The following is an 18,003-nucleotide window of genomic DNA, read 5'->3' as shown; positions in this document are numbered from 1 at the left end:
CTCCAGCAGAATGTCCGAGCATTCTGCTGGGGAAAGGCCGGTTAGTCGAGTTTGGCGGCGGGCGGTTCTTGCGCGGGCCTGCCGTCGACGATCGGCACGATGGTTTTCGCTTCCGGCTCGATCGGCACCATCTTGTATTCCTGGCCGTGCAGGTTCTTGAGGTAGACCTCCATCTGCCGGAACGAGATGTTGATGTGCTGCTTCTTGAACTCGCGGTTGATGAAGCGGTTGACCTCGTCGAGCACCGGGTTGCGGTCGCCGAGGTCGCGCACGTGCATGCGCAACTCGTGGTCGAGGGTGCTTTCGCCGAAATTCAGGAAGTACACGTGGGGCTCCGGGTCTTTCAGCACGCGCGGGTTTTCGCGCGCGGCCTTGAGCAACAGCTCTTTCACCAGGTCCAGGTCCGAGCCGTAGTCGACGCCGAGCTTGAGGGTCACCCGGGTGATGGTGTCGGTCAGCGACCAGTTGATCAGTTGCCCGGTAATGAACGTCTTGTTCGGGACGATGATGTCCTTGCGATCGAAGTCGGTGATGGTCGTGGCGCGGATGCGGATCTTGCTCACGGTGCCCGACAGGTTGCCGATGGTGATGGTGTCACCGATCCGCACCGGACGTTCGAACAGGATCATGATGCCGGAAATGAAGTTGGCGAAGATCTCCTGCATGCCGAAACCGAGGCCGACCGACAGCGCCGCCACCAGCCATTGCAACTTGTCCCAGCTCACGCCGAGGGTCGACAGCGTCGAGACGAAACCGACGCCGGCGATCACGTAGGACAGCAACGTGGTGGTCGCGTAGGCGCTGCCCTGGGCAAGGTTGAGCTTCGACAGCACGAACACTTCGAGCAAGCCCGGCAGGTTGCGCGCCAGGGCGAAGGTGATGCCGATGATGATCAGTGCGCCGAGCATGTCGCCGATGCTGATCGGCACCATGCTCATGTTGGCGCCGGTACCGCTGGTGTATTCGTAGAGGGTGACGTTGTCCAGATACGAGAACACCGTGATCAGGTCGGCCCAGACCCAATACAGTGCCGCCATGAAGCCGCCGAGCAGCGCCAGGCGGATCAGGCGCAGGGACTGTTCGTTGACCTTCTCGATGTCCATGCTCGGCTCTTCGATCACCGCTTCGCCGTCTCCGGCCTCTTTGGCGGCCAGCCGTTTGGCCAGGGCGCGCTGGTAGGCCAGGCGCCGGGCCGCCACACTGAGGCCGCGCACGAAGGTGGCTTCGATTACCAGCCAGAACATCAGCAGGTACAGGGTGTTGATCAAACGGTCGCTGAGTTTCAGCGCGGTGTAGTAGTAGCCGAAGCACACCGCCACGAACAACGCGATGGGCAGGGCGGTGAACAGGATCCCCACCAGTTTGCGGAACAGCGAAGCGTTTTCGTGGGTCGGGCTGCTGATGAGCAGGCGGCTGAGCAGCAAGGTCATCAAGGCGTAGCAGATCAGCACCACCGGCATGCCGAGCACGTCATCGGCCAGTGCCGCCGGTTGCAGTTCGGCAACGGCGACTACGGTCACCAGTGCCATGACCACGATGCCGAGGCGGCGGATCCATCTGCGCAGGAATTCCACCTGGGGCTTTTCCCAGCGGAAATGCAGTTCTGCCACGCCACCCGGCGCGAGGATCCGGTACGCGGTGTAGAACACCAGCCAGGCCCCGGCCATTTGCAGCAGTGCCGCGCCCATATTGGCGTTCTGCCCACGGGCGTCGATTTGCAGGGCCAGCCCGCACAATGCGAGGCCCAGTGAAACCGGCATCGCCAGCAGAATGTTGATCAGAATTGCCTGCGGCGTATGCCACTGGCTGTCGCGTTTGAAGTGACCGATGTCCTGGTGAACCTTGTTCAGTCGCGCGTATAGACTCTTGCGCCGCCACAGCAGTGCGCCGATCAGCAAGGCCAGTGGCAGGAACAGCAGCGGGCGCTGGGTCAGGCCGTCGGTCAGTTCGCTCAGGCTTGAAAGTACCGGCAGTGTATCGACTTGCCGCTGGAGGCGATCCGGCACACTGTGAATCCACTCCAGGTCCAGCGGCTTGTTGCTGGGAATCCAGAACATCTGTTCATCGAGGGTCGCCCGCAGGCTTTGCGCGGTGCTGAGCAATTGCTTCTGGTTCAGTTGCAGGGTGATGGATTCATTGAGCACCGCGCTCAGTTCGCGGTTCAGTCGCTCCAGCAGGTCGGCGCGGGTGGTGGCCAGTTCCATCAGGCTTTTGCGCAACTGCGCCGTGACTTGCTCGGGGGGTTGGGTCGACAGCAGGTTTTCGACGTAGGTGGTCGGATTGCTCAGCAATTCCCGTTGCTGGCTGACTTCGAACTGATACAGGCGAATGTCGGCGATCTGATCGGCCAGGTTGCGGTCGAGCCGCAGGCGCGGCAGCGCCTGTTTCTGTTTGTAGAGAATCTTCGAGAGCAGCAGGCTGCCTTTGAGCACGTTGATTTGCTCGTCCAGGGCCGCATCGCTCTGGGTCAGGCTGTCCAGCTGCTGCTTGGTCTGCAGGTTCTGCTGGGTGACTTCGTTGAGGCGGTCGGTGCTTTTGAGCAGGTAGTCCGAGAGCTTCAGGTTGGCCGCGCTTTCGGTGGCCAAAAGGCTGCTGCCGCCGGCCTTCTGCGCCTCGATGGATTGCTGGGTGACCGTTTCCTGGGACAGCGCCAGACGCTTCTGGTTGATCAGGGTTTGCAGTTCCTGGATTTCCTTATCCAGGCGGTCGGATCGCTCCGACAACAGGTCATGCTGGCTGTTGCCGAGGTCTTGCAATTGGGTATTGCCGGCCAGTTCCTGGCGCCGCAGCGGGATCAGGGCGTTCAGCGCCGCCAACTCGGCATTGAGCTGGTCGCGCTGCTCGGCGCTCAGGGTCTTGCCGGCGTCCTTGCCGTTCTTGAGGATGGTGTTGATCTGCTGAATGCGCGTCTGGCTGCTGGATATCTCCGCCTGGGCGCGTTCGGGGCGGGTCTGGGCGGTGATGATCAGGCTGTTGGCATCGGCCAGGGCCTTTTGCAGGTCGCTTTGCTGGGTGGAGCGCTCGGTGAGCAATTGTTCAAGCTGCTGGATCGGTTCCTTGGCGAAACGCTGCGCCACCGGCACCACGGCACTGGCCTTGAGGCGGGTCAGTTCACGCTGGTTCTCGATGGTCTGTTTGGGCGCATTGCTCAATTGCTGCTTGAGCGCGACCAGCTTCTGCTCGTAGTCACGCTTGTTGTTGAGCTGGCTCAGCGTGCCTTGCAGGACCGATTGCAGGGCCTTCAGATCGGCTTCCGGCAGTTTGCGGTCGGCGATCTTGTCCAGGCTCGCTTGCACGGCTTCGCTGGAAGGCGGTTCGGCCGCTTGCGCCGCTTGCGATAAACCAAGGGTGCTGACAGAGAGACTCAAGCCCAGCAGGGCGACGGCGAAAATGGAGCGCAGATTAGGCATAAAGACCGGTCAAGCAAGTGATAGTGGAAGCAGTTTAGAGGAAGAGTCCGGGACCCGGGCGACTTCCTTCGGGGAATCTGACGCCCACTTTACCGATCTTGTTCCCGTCCATGACGGCCACGGTCCAAATGGTGTTGTTCCATTCCACCTGGTCACCCACCACCGGCGCACCGCCAACCTTCTGGGCAATGAAGTGGCCCAGGGACATGTCCGGATCGATGCCTTCGACCTTCAGGCCATAAAGGGCCGCAACCGCGGCCAGCTGGGCGTCTCCTTCGAGTACGAAGTCGCCGAAGAAGCGCAGATCGAGGCCCCGTTGTGGCGCCTGGCTGAAGAGTTTTCCGAGGGCCGGCAGGTTGTGTTCATGGCCGATAACACACAACAAATCATCGACTTCCAGCACTGTACTACCCGACGGATGGAGCAATTGCTGGCCACGAAACAGGGCGGCGATACGGGTGCCTTCGGGCATGTTCAGCTCGCGAAGGGGCGAACCGATGCACCATTTTTCCGCGCCCAGGCGATAGACGAACAGTTCCCACTCGCTGGTGACGTGCACTTCCAGGGCCGAGCGGGAGATGGGTGCAGGCTCCGGGGGCACCGTCACCTTCAGCAGCTTGGCGACCCACGGCAGGCTCGTGCCCTGAACCAGCAGCGACACCAGTACGATAAAGAACGCGAGGTTGAAGTAGAGCTGAGCGTTGGGCAGGCCGGCCATCAGCGGGAACACCGCAAGAATGATCGGGACCGCGCCGCGCAAGCCGACCCAGGAAATGAATGCCTTCTCGCGACCATGGAACGCCTTGAACGGCAGCAGGCCAACTATCACCGACAGTGGCCGGGCAAACAGAATCATCCACAGCGCCAGGGCCAGTGCCGGCAAGGCGATAGGCAGCAGGTCGTGGGGCGTCACCAGCAGCCCCAGCACCAGGAACATGCCGATCTGCGCCAGCCAGGCCATGCCGTCGAGCATGTGCAGGATGCCGTGGCGGCTGCGCACCGGACGGTTGCCGATCACCAGGCCGCAGATGTATACCGCCAGGAAGCCACTGCCGTGCAGGGCGTTGGTCAGCGCAAACACCACCAGGCCGCCGGCAATCACCAGGATCGGATACAGGCCGGTGGCCAGGTTGATGCGATTGACCAGTTGCAGCATCAGCCAGCCACCGCCCAGGCCAATGACGCCACCGATACCGAACTCGCGGATCAGGTGGGTCAGCAAACTCCAGTGCAGGCCGGTTTGGCCGCTGGCGAGCATGTCGATCAGGGTGACGGTGAGAAACACTGCCATTGGGTCGTTGCTGCCGGATTCGATCTCGAGGCTGGCGGTTACCCGTTCGTTCAGGCCCTTGCCGCCCAGCAGCGAGAACACCGCGGCGGCGTCGGTAGAACCGACGATGGCGCCGATCAGCAGGCCTTGAATCAGGTTCAAGTCGAACAGCCAGGCGGCCGCCATGCCGGTCAGCCCGGTGGTAATCAACACCCCGACCGTCGCCAGCGACAGCGCCGGCCATAACGCCACGCGGAAACTCGACACCCGGGTGCGCAAGCCGCCGTCGAGCAGGATCACCGCCAGTGCGAGGTTGCCCACCAGATAAGCCGTGGGGTAGTTATCAAAAAGAATGCCGGCGCCATCGACACCGGCCGCCATGCCGACGGCCAGGATGATCACCAGAATCGGGATGCCGAGACGGGACGAAAGTGAGCTCACCAGAATGCTCGCACCTACCAGCAACGCGCCGATCAAGAACAGGCTGTTGATGGTCGTCGCATTCAAAGGCAGTACTCCAGAAAGCTGAAAGGCGGGCGCAAACTGACCATGCAGTCTGCGTGCCAGCGATTCTAACCTGTTGAAATGTGATGCTGTCAAAAAGCTTTTTGCAGGCGATTCTTCACGCCGGGTGAAATCATTGTGGCGAGGGGGCTTGCCCCCGTTCGGCTGCGAAGCAGTCGTAAATCCGGTAGATGCGATTTAATGGATGTACGCGGTTAACAGGGAAGGGGCCGCTGCGCAGCCCAACGGGGGCAAGCCCCCTCGCCACAGAGTCAGCGGTGCTCGTTAAAGGCTGAACCGCCCAACCAGGGTGTTCAGGTCTACCGCCAGGCGCGACAGTTCATTGCTCGCCGCACTCGTCTGATTCGCCCCGGTGGCCGACTGCACCGACAGGTCACGGATGTTAACCAGGTTGCGATCCACTTCACGGGCCACCTGCGCCTGTTCTTCAGCGGCGCTGGCGATCACCAGGTTGCGCTCGTTGATTTCGACGATGGCGCTGTTGATGGTGTCCAGCGACATCCCGGCGCCGCGGGCGATGTTCAGGGTCGATTCGGCGCGTTCGGTGCTGTTGCGCATCGAATCCACCGCGTGCTCGGTGCCGCTCTGGATGCTGCCGATCATGCGTTCGATCTCGCTGGTCGACTGCTGGGTGCGGTGAGCCAGGGCACGTACCTCGTCGGCCACCACCGCAAAACCACGACCGGCCTCACCGGCGCGCGCGGCCTCGATGGCGGCGTTCAAGGCCAGCAGGTTGGTCTGGTCGGCCAGGCCACGGATTACATCCAGCACCTTGCCGATATCACGGGACTCGTTGGCCAGGTCGCCGATCAGGGTCGCGGTGCTCTGCACGTCGGCGCTCATGCGTTCGATGGCGCTGACGGTTTCCTGCACCAGGTCACGGCCGTCACCGGCAGATGTGGTGGCGTTCTTCGAGGCCTCGGATGTGCTGACCGCGTTGCGCGCGACTTCTTCCACGGCGCTGGTCATTTCGTTGACTGCGGTGGCAGCCTGTTCGATTTCGTTGTTCTGCCGGGTCAGGCCACGGGCGCTTTCGTCGGTGACACTGTTGAGTTCTTCGGCAGCGGATGCAAGTTGCGTGGCCGAGCCGGAAATGCGCTGCAGTGTGTCGCGCAGTTTTTCCTGCATCTTCGACATGGCCAGCAGCAAACGGCCGGCTTCATCCTGGCCGTCAACGGTGATCGGGCGCGTCAGGTTGCCTTCGGCAATCTGTTCGGCGGCGCCCAGGGCATTGGCGATCGGTTGGGTGATGCTGTTGGTCAGCAACCAGGCGAGCAGCAGCGTCAAGGCGGTGGCGATCACCAACAGGGTGATTACCAGGTTGAACGCCGAATCGTATTGATCCGCCGACTGCTGGTTGGTGTCGTGGCTCTGCTGGGTGTTGATCTCCAGCAGGCGGTTCAACACGGTGTTGACCGCTTCGGAGTTGTTGAGCAAATCGGTGTTGAGCAGGCTGCGCAATTCATCGATCTGATTATTGCGCGACAGGGTCTTCATCCTGTCTTCGATCTGGCGGTATTGGCCCAGCAGCTGTACGTATTGATCGTAGGTTGCGCGTTCCTGTGGGCTGGCGATCAGCTTTTCGTAGGTTGCCTGGGCGGTGCGAATCTGCTGGTTGCGCGTCTCCAGCAATTCCATGGTTTTCTGCTGCACATCAGGCTCGCGGTTCACCAGCAAGCGATAGGACAACACGCGCAGGCGCAAGGTGAGCTGGGTGAAGTCGTCCAGGCTCTTGATGCTCGGCACACTGTTGTTGGTGATGTTCTCGGCCGCGCCACGGATCTTGCTCATCTGATTCAAGGCAAACACCCCCAGAACCATCATCAAGCCGCCAATCAGGGCAAAGCTGAGGAACGCCCGAGGGGCGATATTCATATTACGAAGGGACATGGCAATCACCGAAAAGAGCGCATCCGTGCGGGGCTGAGGCTGCTGTATGGATGACTTATCGGTCGCCGGACTGAAGTCTTGAGTCCTTGCGCGTTTTTACTGCGACGGGGTGGTTACCTTGTAGGAGCGAACCCGCTCGCGAAAAACGCATGGACAACGCAATCATTCAGACAGGGCGCGATATCGTTCGCGTCCATCGCGAACAAGCTCGCTCCTGCATAGGCGGGCGACGAAGTGCAGGAACCAGATCGGGGTATCACAGTCTCTACAGTTCGCGAGAAAGGTCACTCGTCAGCAAAATCAAGGCTTTGCGCCTGTATAACCCTGGCATCCAGGGTGACTTTTCTTTATCGTACGCGCCCTTTGAAAAAGCCCGGAAAATCAAAATGTTGGAAGCATCCCTAAGCCAATTGGAACAACTGGTCAGTGACCTGGTGCAACAGAACCAGACGTTGCTCGGCACCAACCAGACCCTGATCGCAGAACTGGCCCAGGCCAAGGATGAAAACGAAAGCCTGCAACTGAACCTGATGGAGCAGGAAGAGAAGCAAGGCGCCACGGCGGCTCGCATCCAGGCCCTGGTTGAGCGCGTCAGCGCAGGCCCTGTCAGCGCATGAGTTACAACGCCGCAGGGGTAAAAGTCGTCTCGATCCTGGGGGAGGACTATTCGATCAAGGCACCGGCCGGGGAAGAACAGACCCTGCTGGACGCCGCGATGATGTTGAAGGCAGCCCTGGCCGAAACCAAGAGGAAGTACCCGACGCTGATCGGTGACCGATTGCTGGTGCTGGCGGCGATGAATCTGTGCTCCCAGCAGATCGAAATGCAGAAACAGCACAAGCTCGACCTCGACCGTTACCAAGAGCAAGTCAGCGCCACGGTTGAAGTGATTGCAAGGACCATGGGGCAAGGTTGATTGGAAGTTTTTTCATATGTGCATTTAATTGAGGGACAACCGGCAGCAGTTTTCTTTGTTAAGTGGCACGGCCAAGCGGGGAGGCGGTCTGCCTCCCGATTTTTTGTCGGTAGTCTATAAGTCAAGAATAGATTATAATTTGGACCGAGTATAAGTGCGATATAGGGTGTTTCAGGAAAAACTTAGTGCCCACTTTGATATTGCTCAAGTCGAAGCCGATTAAAGGGTCGCCGGCTGTCGCATATGGCAAAATGCTTAGGCTTGGGCTTATTGGTGTAGTTAATTCAACTGTCGGATGGTTTTCAGCTTCAACAGTCATTTTGAAGCTTAATTGCTCGTCGTCAGAGTTGTGTCTTATAAGTTCTTTCGAAGTTACGCGGTACAGTGGTGGGTTGCTAGTTCCTACTTCGAGGTAGTAGTAGGTTTCGCTGCGGTGCGCCAGTTTGATTGAATCAGTCTTACTTACCCAAATGCTTTCAGAGTCAGTTGCATTTGCGTTAGATGAGACGTCCAATTCCCCGTTCAAGGGCGAAAAAGTGACGGAGTCAAAGAATAGTCCATTTGTGCGTAATTGGAAATGTTGATGATCAACTTTAAATGTTCCTTTTGGGGTAGTTATGGAATCGCCTGCGTGCATATATCGGCCCGCTAAAGAGACTGGAGTTTCAAATTCAATCGCCGGCCAGCCTTGGCTACTTTCCAAGGTGAGTTTGCGAGTTATTTGTTCTGGAAAATAACCGGTGTGATGGTTTGATTTGAATATCTTGGAAGTTACTCTGTAGGTTCCTCTGTTATCTTCGAAGTTAAAATGATCTCCAATGTCAGCAAAGTTGATTACATCTTCCTCTGGAAGGTTTGCTTCTGACTTAATCGAAATGTCGGTAGTCATGAGATTGTTCCTGTTGGGTGTGCTGATTCACTGATGGGCGAGTGATAAGTTTCATAGGCATCGTGGTGCTTCATTTTTCGATGTTTGTTAATATTTCGTAATAAATGTTAGCTTTGGTTGAGTGGGTGTCAACTATCAGGACTGATAGTTGACAGATTTATAAGTTTTGCTTTTGTGTTTTGGTGATTTGATTGTTGGCATTTTTAAATGCAGTTGAATCAAAGAATTGCAGGTTTTTGGTAGCGATTCGAAAATGATTTACGCGCGGGACCCAGTCATGATGGTTGTAGAAAAACAAAGAGGAGGATTGAATATTACCGCTAGTCTCCGCGAATTTTTGATTGCCGTTACTGGCGAACAAAAACCTGTGCCCAGCAGATCGAAATGCAGAAACAGCACAAGCTCGACCTCGACAGTTACCAAGAGCAAGTCAGCGCCACGGTTGAAGTGATTTCCAAGACGATCAATCAGGCCTGATCGGCTTTGCGCACAACCAAAGAATAGATTGTCGGTTGGCTTGTATACAATCGGCACGGCTGTTGCAGTGTTTCAGCCTCTTATTCTTTGGGGGTGCTCCATGCAGTTCTGGCAACGCAGTATTCAATGGCAGTTGATCCTGAGCATGGGCACCGCCCTGCTGGTCAGTATCCTGATCGTGGTTGGCATTTATACCCTGGTGGTCAACCGCCTCGCCCAGAGCTATCTGGTCGAGCAAGCCTTGCCGTCGAGCATCGAAGCGATGCGCAACGACATCGAGCGGATCCTCGTCCAACCCCTTACCGCCGCCAAGGACATCGCCAGCAACAGCATGGTGCGCGACTGGCTGGCCGGGGGTGAGGACAGCGCCAAGACCGCCAGCTTCGCGCAGTATCTGGAAGGCATTCGCGCCGAGCACAAAGCCTTTACCGCGCTGATCATCGGCACCGCGTCCAGCCATTACATTACCGAAAAAGGCCTGGACCGCACCCTCAGTCGTTCCAATCCCAAAGACGCCTGGTTCTACTCGTTCCTCGACAGCAACCAGCCGCGCACCCTCAATATCGACATCGACACGGCCACCGGAGAATTGGCGCTGTTCATCGACCTCAAGGTCGAGCAGGCCGGTAAAGTCGTGGGCGTTGCCGGGCTTGGCCTGAGCATGAAAGAGCTGTCGGAGCTGATTCACAATTTCAGCTTCGGAGAGCGCGGCAAGGTCTATCTCGTGCGTTCCGACGGTTTGATCCAGGTTCACCCAGAGGCGCAATTCAGCGGCAAGCGCACCTTGGCCGAACAGATTGGCGAGTCAGCTGCGCAAGCGGTCATGGGTCAAAAAACTGCCACCAACAGCAGCTTCCAGCGTGATGGCGAAGACTTTCTCGCGTTGAGTCTGCCTTTGCGCGATCTCGGCTGGACGCTGGTGGCCGAAGTGCCGCAATCGCAGATCTACGCCGAAGCCCGGCGCGCCATGTGGATGAGCAGCGGTATCGGCCTGGCGGTGGCGATTGTGTGTCTGTTGCTGGTGGTGCTGCTGGCCCGTGGTTTGGTGCGGCCGATTCGTCAGGTAACAGCGGCATTGGTTGCCATTGGTAGCGGTGGTGGAGATTTGACCCAGCGGTTAGATTCCAGTCGCGCCGATGAGCTGGGCGACCTGGCGCGCGGCTTCAATCGCTTTCTCGACAGCCAGCGCGACATGATCGGCGAGGTGCTGACCACCAGCGAGCGACTGCGCACCGCTGTCGGCCAGGTTGCACGGGTGGTGGATAACACCGCTGAGCGCTCCGGCCGCCAACAGGAAATGACCGACATGGTGGCAACCGCTGTCCATGAAATGGGCCTGACCGTTCAGGAAATCGCCCATAACGCCGGTAATGCGGCGCTCGCATCACAAACGGCTCGGGATGAGGCGATGCAGGCACGGGAAGTGGTGGGTGGCTCGATCCGCCATATCGAAAGCATGTCTGACGAAATCGGCGTCGCGGCTACAGCGGTGGGTGAACTGGCTCATCAAGTGGCGTCGATCGACCAGGTGCTGGCGGTGATTCGGGGGATTTCCGAGCAGACCAACCTGCTGGCGCTCAACGCCGCTATCGAAGCTGCGCGAGCCGGGGACATGGGGCGCGGGTTTGCCGTGGTGGCCGATGAAGTGCGGACTTTGGCGCGGCGTACGCAGGCATCTACCGATGAAATCCAGCAGATGATCGGCAGTCTCAAGCAAGGTGCGGAGAATGCGGTGTCGTCGATGCATTCCGGGCAAGCCGCGACCGGCACGGGTGTCGAGTCCAGCCAGCGTACCGGGGCTTCGTTGACCGCGATTACCGGGCAAGTGGAGCGCATCAGCGACATGAACCATCAGGTGGCGACGGCGACGGAAGAGCAATCGGCGGTGACCGAGGAGATCAACCGGAACGTTCAGGGCATCTCCGACCTGGCGCGGGCGACGGCGGGGGAGGTCAGGGCCTGTCGGGAGGATTGTCAGACGTTGCAGCGGTTGGCGGATGATTTGGCGCGGCAGATGGGGGGGTTCAAGCTGAGTTGATGTATTGATAGTGCTGACGCCATCGCGAGCAAGCTCGCTTCCACAGGGTTTGTGTGTTGAACACAAGATTTGTGGCCAACAGGGATTCCTGTGGGAGCGAGCTTGCTCGCGATTGGTTTTCAGCTACACCACAAAGGTTGGATCAGAACCACTCATCCTGCATGCCCAGGCACACATCATCCCGGGCCTCAAGAATCGCCAGCTCATGATGGCAACCCGGCACTTCCCACGTCAGGAAGTAGCGCGCCGCCTGCAGCTTGCCTTTATAGAAGCTGACATCCGCCGCATTCCCCTTCACCAGGCCTTCTTCTGCGCGGATCGCCTGTTCCAGCCAGCGCCAGCCGATCACTGTGTGACCAAACACTTTCAGGTACAGCGCCGAGTTCGCCAGGCTGCTGTTGACCTTGCCTTGGGCCAGATCAGTCAGTAGGCCGATGGTCACGGTTTGCAAGCGGGTAACCAGTTTCTCCAGGGGCTCGCGCAGCGGCGTCAATGAATCAAACGCCTGTGCTCGTTCGCCAGTGTCGGCGATCAGGCGGATCAGTTGCTTGAGCCCCGCGCCGCCGTTCTGCGCCAGTTTGCGGCCCAAAAGGTCCAGCGACTGAATACCGTGGGTGCCTTCGTGGATCGGGTTCAGGCGGTTGTCGCGGTAGTACTGCTCCACCGGGTACTCACGGGTATAACCGTGGCCGCCGAGGATCTGGATCGCCAGTTCGTTGGCCTTCAGGCAGAACTCCGACGGCCAGGATTTGACGATTGGTGTCAGTAAATCCAGCAGTTCATGGGCCTGTTTGCGTTCGGCTTCGGTCGCAAGCGTGGTGGTGTCATCGAACAGCCGCGCCGCATACAGACCCAAGTCAAACGAACCTTCGACGTAAGCCTTCTGCGTCAACAGCATGCGTTTCACGTCGGCATGCTGAATGATCGCCACTGGTGCAGTGTTCGGGTCCTTGCTGTCTGGCACGCGGCCCTGCGGACGCTCGCGGGCGTATTCCAGCGAGTACAGATAGCCGGCGTAACCAAGCATCACCGCGCCCATGCCGACGCCGATCCGGGCTTCGTTCATCATCTGGAACATGTAACTCAAGCCATGGTGCGGCTTGCCCACCAGATAGCCGACACACTCGCCGTTATCGCCGAAATTCAGTGCGGTGGAGGTGGTGCCGCGCCAGCCCATCTTGTGGAACAACCCGGCCAGCAGCACGTCATTGCGCTTGCCCAGGCTGCCATCATCGTTAACCAGGAACTTGGGCACGATGAACAGCGAAATGCCCTTCACCCCGGCCGGTGCGTCCGGCAGCTTGGCCAGCACCATGTGCACGATGTTCTCCGACAGCGGATGATCGCCACCAGAGATGAAAATCTTGTTGCCCTTGAGGCGATAGGTGCCGTCGGACGCAGGTTCTGCGCGTGTACGAATATCCGACAGCGACGAACCCGCGTGGGGTTCGGTCAGGGCCATGGTGCCGAAGAAACGGCCATCGATCATCGGTTGCAGGAAGCGGCGCTTCTGCTCTTCAGTGCCGAAGCTCTCGATCAGGTTCGCCGCGCCCATGGTCAGGAACGGATAGGACGTCGAAGCAGCATTGGCCGATTGAAAGTGCGCGAAGCAGGCCTGGGACAGCAGCGTAGGAAGCTGCATGCCGCCAGCGTCGAAACTGCGCGCGGCGTTGAGGAAGCCGGCTTCGAGGAAGGCGTCTACCGCCGGTTTCACTTCCGGAATCAGAATCGCCTGACCGTTCTCGTAGCGCGGCTCGTTCTCGTCGCCCTTGCGGTTGTGCGGGGCGAAGAACTTCTCGGCGATGTTGCGGGCGGTGCCAATGGCGGCATCGAAGGTTTCGCGGTTGTGCTCGGCGAAACGCTCACGCTGGGTCAGGCCCTCGGCATCAAGGACTTCATACAGCTCGAAAGCCAGATTACGGGAACTGAGCAACGTCTCGGACATGGCGGCCTACCTTTTGTTGGAGTGGACCGAGTCTAGGCTTGTGAATTTATGCTGAATAGCATGATTGATGAGCGTGATGGTGGGGCAGAGCAGAGCCTTAGCAGGAACTACAAAACAACTGTGGGAGCGAGCTTGCTCGCGATGGCGGCAGATCAGTCAATATGGAAGGTGACTGATGGATCGCTATCGCGAGCAAGCTCGCTCCCACAGGGGGATTGCATACCGGGCGGCCAATGCGGCAGCCCGGCTTATCGGTTTTAGCCGATGGTCATCAAACTGGCATTACCACCCGCCGCAGCGGTGTTGACGCTCAATGCACGCTCAATCACCAGACGCTCCAGCGCAATGTTGGTTTCGCCTTGGGACAGACCCTGCACACCGACGATGGCGCCGGCACGCTTAGCAATCTGCTGGCACACCGCACGCAACTGGTCGGAATGGCCGTGATGCAGAACCGCATCAAACACCACTTCGTCCTTGTTCCAGTCGGAAACCAGCTTGATACGCGCCTGAATGTCCTTCGGCAGGCGTGCGAACAATGCCTTGGTCATGTCAGCTTCCGGCCATACCGCCGAACCGCCGACAGCCAATACCGCCGCCAGTTGCGTCAGCAGATCGCCTTCGACTTCCGCCAGGCACAGCACGTGTTCCCGTGGCAGGATCGCATAGCTGTTGCGTTCGCCGGTCGGGCCGGCCAGGAGGCGGGTGATACCGCTTTGCGATTGTGCGGCGAACTGCACGCACAGGGTGCTCAGGTCGGCGAACTTGTGGTTGTCGGCCCAGGCTTTCAAGGCGGTCAGCGGCTTGCTCATGGCATCGCGCAGACGAACGTCCGGTGCCGCGGCAGCATCGCCACGAGCGAAGGATTGTTCGATCGCATCCGCAGGGCGGGTCGACAGCAGGCGGTACAGGTACAGCGGGCCGCCGGCTTTCGGGCCGGTACCCGACAGGCCTTCGCCGCCGAATGGCTGCACGCCTACTACTGCGCCAACAATGTTGCGGTTGACGTAGACGTTACCGGCGTTGACGTTGTCGATCACCTTGGCAATGGTCTCGTCGATGCGGGTGTGCACGCCCAGGGTCAGGCCGTAGCCGGAAGCGTTGATCTGACCGATCAGTTGATCGATGTCCTTGCGCTTGTAGCGAACCACGTGCAGCACCGGGCCGAAGATCTCCCGCTGCAGTTCGTCGAAGCTTTCCAGTTCGATCAGTGTCGGCATCACGAAGGTGCCGCGTTTGACTTCTTCGGCGTCGGCGATGGCCACCTGGTACACGCTGCGACCTTTGTCGCGCATGGCCTGGATGTGCTTCTCGATGCCAGCCTTGGCTTCGGCGTCGATCACCGGGCCGATGTCCACGGACAGACGCTCAGGGTTGCCGAGACGGCTTTCAGCCATGGCACCTTTGAGCATTTCGATGACGCGGTCGGCGGAATCTTCCTGCAAGCACAGTACACGCAGAGCCGAGCAACGCTGGCCGGCGCTGTCGAACGCCGAGGACACCACGTCGATCACCACCTGTTCGGTCAGTGCCGAGGAGTCGACGATCATCGCGTTCTGGCCACCGGTTTCGGCGATCAGCGGGATTGGACGACCCTGGCTGTCCAGGCGGCCGGCGATGTTGCGTTGCAGCAAGCGCGCGACTTCGGTGGAACCGGTGAACATCACGCCTTTGACGCGATCGTCGCCGACCAGGCCGGCACCGACGGTTTCGCCACGGCCCGGCAGCAGTTGCAGCACGCCTTCCGGGATGCCGGCTTCGAGCATCAGGCGCACGGCCTGAGCGGCGACCAGCGGCGTTTGTTCCGCAGGCTTGGCCAATACCGGGTTACCAGCGGCCAATGCAGCAGCCACCTGACCACTGAAGATCGCCAGCGGGAAGTTCCACGGGCTGATGCATACGACTGGGCCCAACGGACGGTGAGCGTCATTGGTGAAATCGTTGCGTGCCTGCACCGCGTAATAACGCAGGAAATCCACGGCTTCACGCACTTCGGCGATGGCGTTGGCGAAGGTCTTGCCGGCTTCGCGGGCCAGCAGGCCCATCAGCGGCTGGATTTCGGCTTCCATCAGATCGGCGGCACGTTCCAGGATCGCGGCGCGCTCGGCGGGCGGCGTGGCCTGCCAGATCGGTGCAGCGTTGAGGGCGCACTGAATCGCGTTGTCGACGTCTTCGACGGTCGCTTCCTGCACATGACCGACCACGTCACGCAGATCGGACGGGTTCAAGACCGGTGCCGGTGCTTCGCTGCTGGAAGCGCAACCGAGCATCGGCGCCGCTTTCCAGTGGTTGTGTGCGGTTGCGAGAAGCGCGCAGGACAGGGATGCCAAACGATGTTCGTTGGCCATGTCGATGCCGCTGGAGTTGGCGCGCTCGGAGCCATACAGGTCACGCGGCAGCGGAATGCGCGGGTGCGGCAGGCCGAAACCACCTTCCACGGTCGCCATTTGCTCGATGCTGGCTACCGGATCGGCCACCAGTTCCTGGATCGAAATCGACTGGTCGGCAATACGGTTGACGAACGAAGTGTTCGCGCCGTTTTCCAGCAGGCGACGCACCAGGTAGGCCAGCAGGGTTTCGTGGGTGCCGACTGGAGCGTACACGCGGCACGGACGGTTCAGCTTGCCTTCGGAAACTTTGCCTACAACCTGTTCGTACAGCGGTTCACCCATGCCGTGCAGGCACTGGAACTCGTACTGGCCCGGGTAATAGTTCTGACCGGCGATGTGATAAATGGCCGACAGGGTGTGGGCGTTGTGCGTGGCGAACTGCGGGTAGATGACTTCCGGTACCGACAGCAGCTTGCGGGCGCAAGCGATGTAGGACACGTCGGTGTACACCTTGCGGGTGTAGACCGGGTAGCCTTCCAGGCCTTCGACCTGGGCGCGCTTGATTTCGCTGTCCCAGTACGCGCCTTTTACCAGGCGGATCATCAGGCGATGACGGCTGCGGCGAGCGAGGTCGATCACGTAGTCGATCACGTACGGGCAACGCTTCTGGTAAGCCTGGATCACGAAACCGATGCCGTTCCAGCCAGTCAGTTGCGGCTCGAAGCACAGGCGCTCGAGCAGATCCAGTGACAGCTCCAGGCGATCGGCCTCTTCGGCGTCGATGTTCAGGCCGATGTCATATTGCTTGGCCAGCAGGGTCAGCGACAGCAGGCGCGGGTACAGCTCGTCCATCACGCGCTCGTACTGGGCGCGGCTGTAACGCGGGTGCAGGGCGGACAGCTTGATCGAGATGCCCGGGCCTTCATAAATCCCGCGACCATGGGAGGCTTTGCCGATCGAGTGGATGGCTTGTTCGTACGAGGCCAGGTACTTCTGCGCGTCGTGCTCGGTGAGTGCGGCTTCACCCAGCATGTCGTAGGAATAGCGGAAACCTTTGGTTTCGAACTTGCTGGCGTTGGCCAGGGCTTCGGCGATGGTTTCGCCGGTCACGAACTGCTCGCCCATCAGGCGCATGGCCATGTCGACGCCCTTGCGGATCATCGGCTCGCCGCTCTTGCCGATGATGCGGCTCAGGGACGAAGTCAGGCCGGCTTCGTTGTGGGTCGACACCAGTTTGCCGGTCAGCAGCAAACCCCAGGTGGCGGCGTTGACGAACAGCGACGGGCTGTTGCCCAGGTGCGGCTGCCAGTTGCCGGTGCTGATCTTGTCGCGGATCAGGGCGTCGCGGGTGCCTTTGTCCGGGATGCGCAGCAGCGCTTCGGCCAGGCACATCAGCGCCACACCTTCCTGGGACGACAGGGAGAATTCCTGCAGCAGACCCTGGACGATGCCGGCACGGCCGCCAGCGCTCTTCTGGTTGCGCAGTTTTTCAGCAATCGAGGCGGCGAGTTTGTTGGTGGCTTCGGCCATCGGTGCCGGCAGGCGAGCCTGCTCGATCAGCATCGGCACGACTTCCGGCTCAGGGCGACGGTAGGCGGCGGTGATCGACGCGCGCAGTACCGATTGCGGCAGGATGCTTTCGGCGAATTCGAGGAAGCACTGGTGGGCGTGATCCAGAGGCGCGTCGACGGAGTCGTCGAAATCCTTGGTCGAACCGTTCAGCTCGGACAGGGTTGCACCACCCTCGAGTTTTTCCAGGTAATTGAAGATTGCCTGCTTGATCAGCCAGTGCGGCGTGCGATCAATCGAGGTCGCGGCGGCCTTGAGGCGTTCGCGGGTCGGGTCGTCAAGTTTGACCCCAAGGGTGGTGGTAGCCATGTTTTTATCCTCATGTTTGCCACGACTGCGTGGCATCAGCTGGCGGCAAGATTAGCCGTGCGACTGTTGAGGTGCAACCGGGTGCAACCCTTTTTTTGTCGGAATATTACGCAGCTCGTCAGGAAATAAATTCTGGTACGGCGGTGCTGCCTTTGCTTGGTGCTTTTTAGGGTGGTTGGCCCGAGTTCTTGCTCCGAAAAGGAGCAAAAAACCGGGTTTGAAATTTATTTCCGACTGGGTGCAACTTATTCTCAAGAAACTGGTTGCACCTTATTTGCTTTGTTGAATAGCATTCGCGCCCAAGGTGCAACCCGGTCGAAGCCCAGGTGCTCCGGCTGATGGCTTTCCTGGGGAAACATCAGTCATAAATGCGCGGGAATCCGGATCGTCTGTCAAACGTATGCGTTTGCGAGCGGTTCACCAGCCGCAGCTACA

9 protein-coding genes and 3 pseudogenes are annotated in these 18,003 nt (G+C 59.6%); 5 read left to right on the top strand and 7 right to left on the bottom strand.

All coding sequences use genetic code 11. From position 1 onward, the window contains the following. Nucleotides 1–41: 41 nt before the first annotated feature. The 4 genes and pseudogenes from mscK to KW840_RS28975 all read right to left on the bottom strand — a co-directional run. Entirely contained in the window at nt 42–3,410 is a 3,369-nt protein-coding gene (gene mscK / locus KW840_RS11780; protein WP_218495217.1) for a mechanosensitive channel MscK, read from the bottom strand. Nucleotides 3,411–3,444: 34 nt separating this feature from the next. Continuing rightward, nucleotides 3,445–5,187 carry a potassium/proton antiporter gene (locus tag KW840_RS11775; protein ID WP_154861156.1) on the bottom strand — a complete coding sequence of 581 codons (1,743 nt, stop codon included), beginning with the start codon at nt 5,185–5,187 and terminating at the stop codon, nt 3,445–3,447. A gap of 282 nt (nt 5,188–5,469) precedes the next feature. Further along, nucleotides 5,470–6,333, bottom strand: a complete 864-nt coding sequence (locus tag KW840_RS28980; RefSeq protein WP_371318461.1) for a methyl-accepting chemotaxis protein — start codon at nt 6,331–6,333, stop codon at nt 5,470–5,472. Continuing rightward, nucleotides 6,325–7,080 (bottom strand): annotated as a pseudogene (locus KW840_RS28975) (MCP four helix bundle domain-containing protein); the annotation flags it as partial. The gene KW840_RS28980 and the pseudogene KW840_RS28975, both read right to left, overlap by 9 nt. A gap of 401 nt (nt 7,081–7,481) precedes the next feature. Here KW840_RS28975 and KW840_RS11765 point away from each other — a divergent pair. After that, nucleotides 7,482–7,712, top strand: coding sequence for a hypothetical protein (locus KW840_RS11765; protein ID WP_218495216.1), 231 nt, complete (start codon nt 7,482–7,484; stop codon nt 7,710–7,712). Further along, nucleotides 7,709–8,011: a cell division protein ZapA gene (locus KW840_RS11760; protein WP_218495215.1), complete on the top strand. Its 303-nt coding sequence runs from the start codon at nt 7,709–7,711 to the stop codon at nt 8,009–8,011. The genes KW840_RS11765 and KW840_RS11760 overlap by 4 nt, the downstream gene beginning before the upstream one ends. Before the next feature lie 121 nt (nt 8,012–8,132). Here the strand turns inward: KW840_RS11760 and KW840_RS11755 are convergent, their stop codons facing one another. After that, on the bottom strand, nt 8,133–8,900 hold the full coding sequence (locus tag KW840_RS11755; protein ID WP_218495214.1) for a hypothetical protein: 768 nt from the start codon (nt 8,898–8,900) through the stop codon (nt 8,133–8,135). A gap of 366 nt (nt 8,901–9,266) precedes the next feature. Between KW840_RS11755 and KW840_RS11750 the strand changes: the two are divergent. The 3 genes and pseudogenes from KW840_RS11750 to KW840_RS28965 form a co-directional block, all read left to right on the top strand. Next, nucleotides 9,267–9,377, top strand: a pseudogene (locus tag KW840_RS11750) (cell division protein ZapA); the annotation flags it as partial. A gap of 100 nt (nt 9,378–9,477) precedes the next feature. After that, nucleotides 9,478–10,551, top strand: a pseudogene (locus KW840_RS28970) (cache domain-containing protein); the annotation flags it as partial. An 18-nt stretch (nt 10,552–10,569) separates the two neighbouring features. Then, the gene (locus KW840_RS28965) at nt 10,570–11,415 is read left to right on the top strand and encodes a methyl-accepting chemotaxis protein (protein WP_371318460.1); all 846 of its coding nucleotides are present in this window, start codon (nt 10,570–10,572) and stop codon (nt 11,413–11,415) included. Nucleotides 11,416–11,557: 142 nt separating this feature from the next. Here KW840_RS28965 and KW840_RS11740 read toward each other — a convergent pair whose 3' ends face one another. Beyond that, nucleotides 11,558–13,360 (bottom strand): acyl-CoA dehydrogenase, encoded by a 1,803-nt coding sequence (locus KW840_RS11740; protein WP_218495212.1) that lies wholly within the window; start codon nt 13,358–13,360, stop codon nt 11,558–11,560. A gap of 257 nt (nt 13,361–13,617) precedes the next feature. Then, nucleotides 13,618–17,568 carry a trifunctional transcriptional regulator/proline dehydrogenase/L-glutamate gamma-semialdehyde dehydrogenase gene (gene putA, locus KW840_RS11735; RefSeq protein ID WP_218495211.1) on the bottom strand — a complete coding sequence of 1,317 codons (3,951 nt, stop codon included), beginning with the start codon at nt 17,566–17,568 and terminating at the stop codon, nt 13,618–13,620. Between the last annotated feature and the right edge of the window lie 435 nt (nt 17,569–18,003).

This window comes from Pseudomonas sp. PDM30, from assembly GCF_019218985.1.
Taxonomy (GTDB): Bacteria; Pseudomonadota; Gammaproteobacteria; order Pseudomonadales; family Pseudomonadaceae; genus Aquipseudomonas; species Aquipseudomonas jessenii.
The sequence above is the reverse complement of the archived record's forward strand: the minus strand, read 5'-3'. Positions and strand labels throughout refer to the sequence as shown.

Excerpts from the sequence above, each read along its gene's own strand:
- KW840_RS11755 (WP_218495214.1), bottom strand. The coding sequence starts at position 8,900 with ATGACTACCGACATTTCGATTAAGTCAGAAGCAAACCTTCCAGAGGAA.
- KW840_RS11760 (WP_218495215.1), top strand. The coding sequence starts at position 7,709 with ATGAGTTACAACGCCGCAGGGGTAAAAGTCGTCTCGATCCTGGGGGAG.
- mscK (WP_218495217.1), bottom strand. The coding sequence starts at position 3,410 with ATGCCTAATCTGCGCTCCATTTTCGCCGTCGCCCTGCTGGGCTTGAGT.
- KW840_RS28980 (WP_371318461.1), bottom strand. The coding sequence starts at position 6,333 with ATGCAGGAAAAACTGCGCGACACACTGCAGCGCATTTCCGGCTCGGCC.
- KW840_RS11765 (WP_218495216.1), top strand. The coding sequence starts at position 7,482 with ATGTTGGAAGCATCCCTAAGCCAATTGGAACAACTGGTCAGTGACCTG.
- putA (WP_218495211.1), bottom strand. The coding sequence starts at position 17,568 with ATGGCTACCACCACCCTTGGGGTCAAACTTGACGACCCGACCCGCGAA.
- KW840_RS28965 (WP_371318460.1), top strand. The coding sequence starts at position 10,570 with ATGATCGGCGAGGTGCTGACCACCAGCGAGCGACTGCGCACCGCTGTC.
- KW840_RS11740 (WP_218495212.1), bottom strand. The coding sequence starts at position 13,360 with ATGTCCGAGACGTTGCTCAGTTCCCGTAATCTGGCTTTCGAGCTGTAT.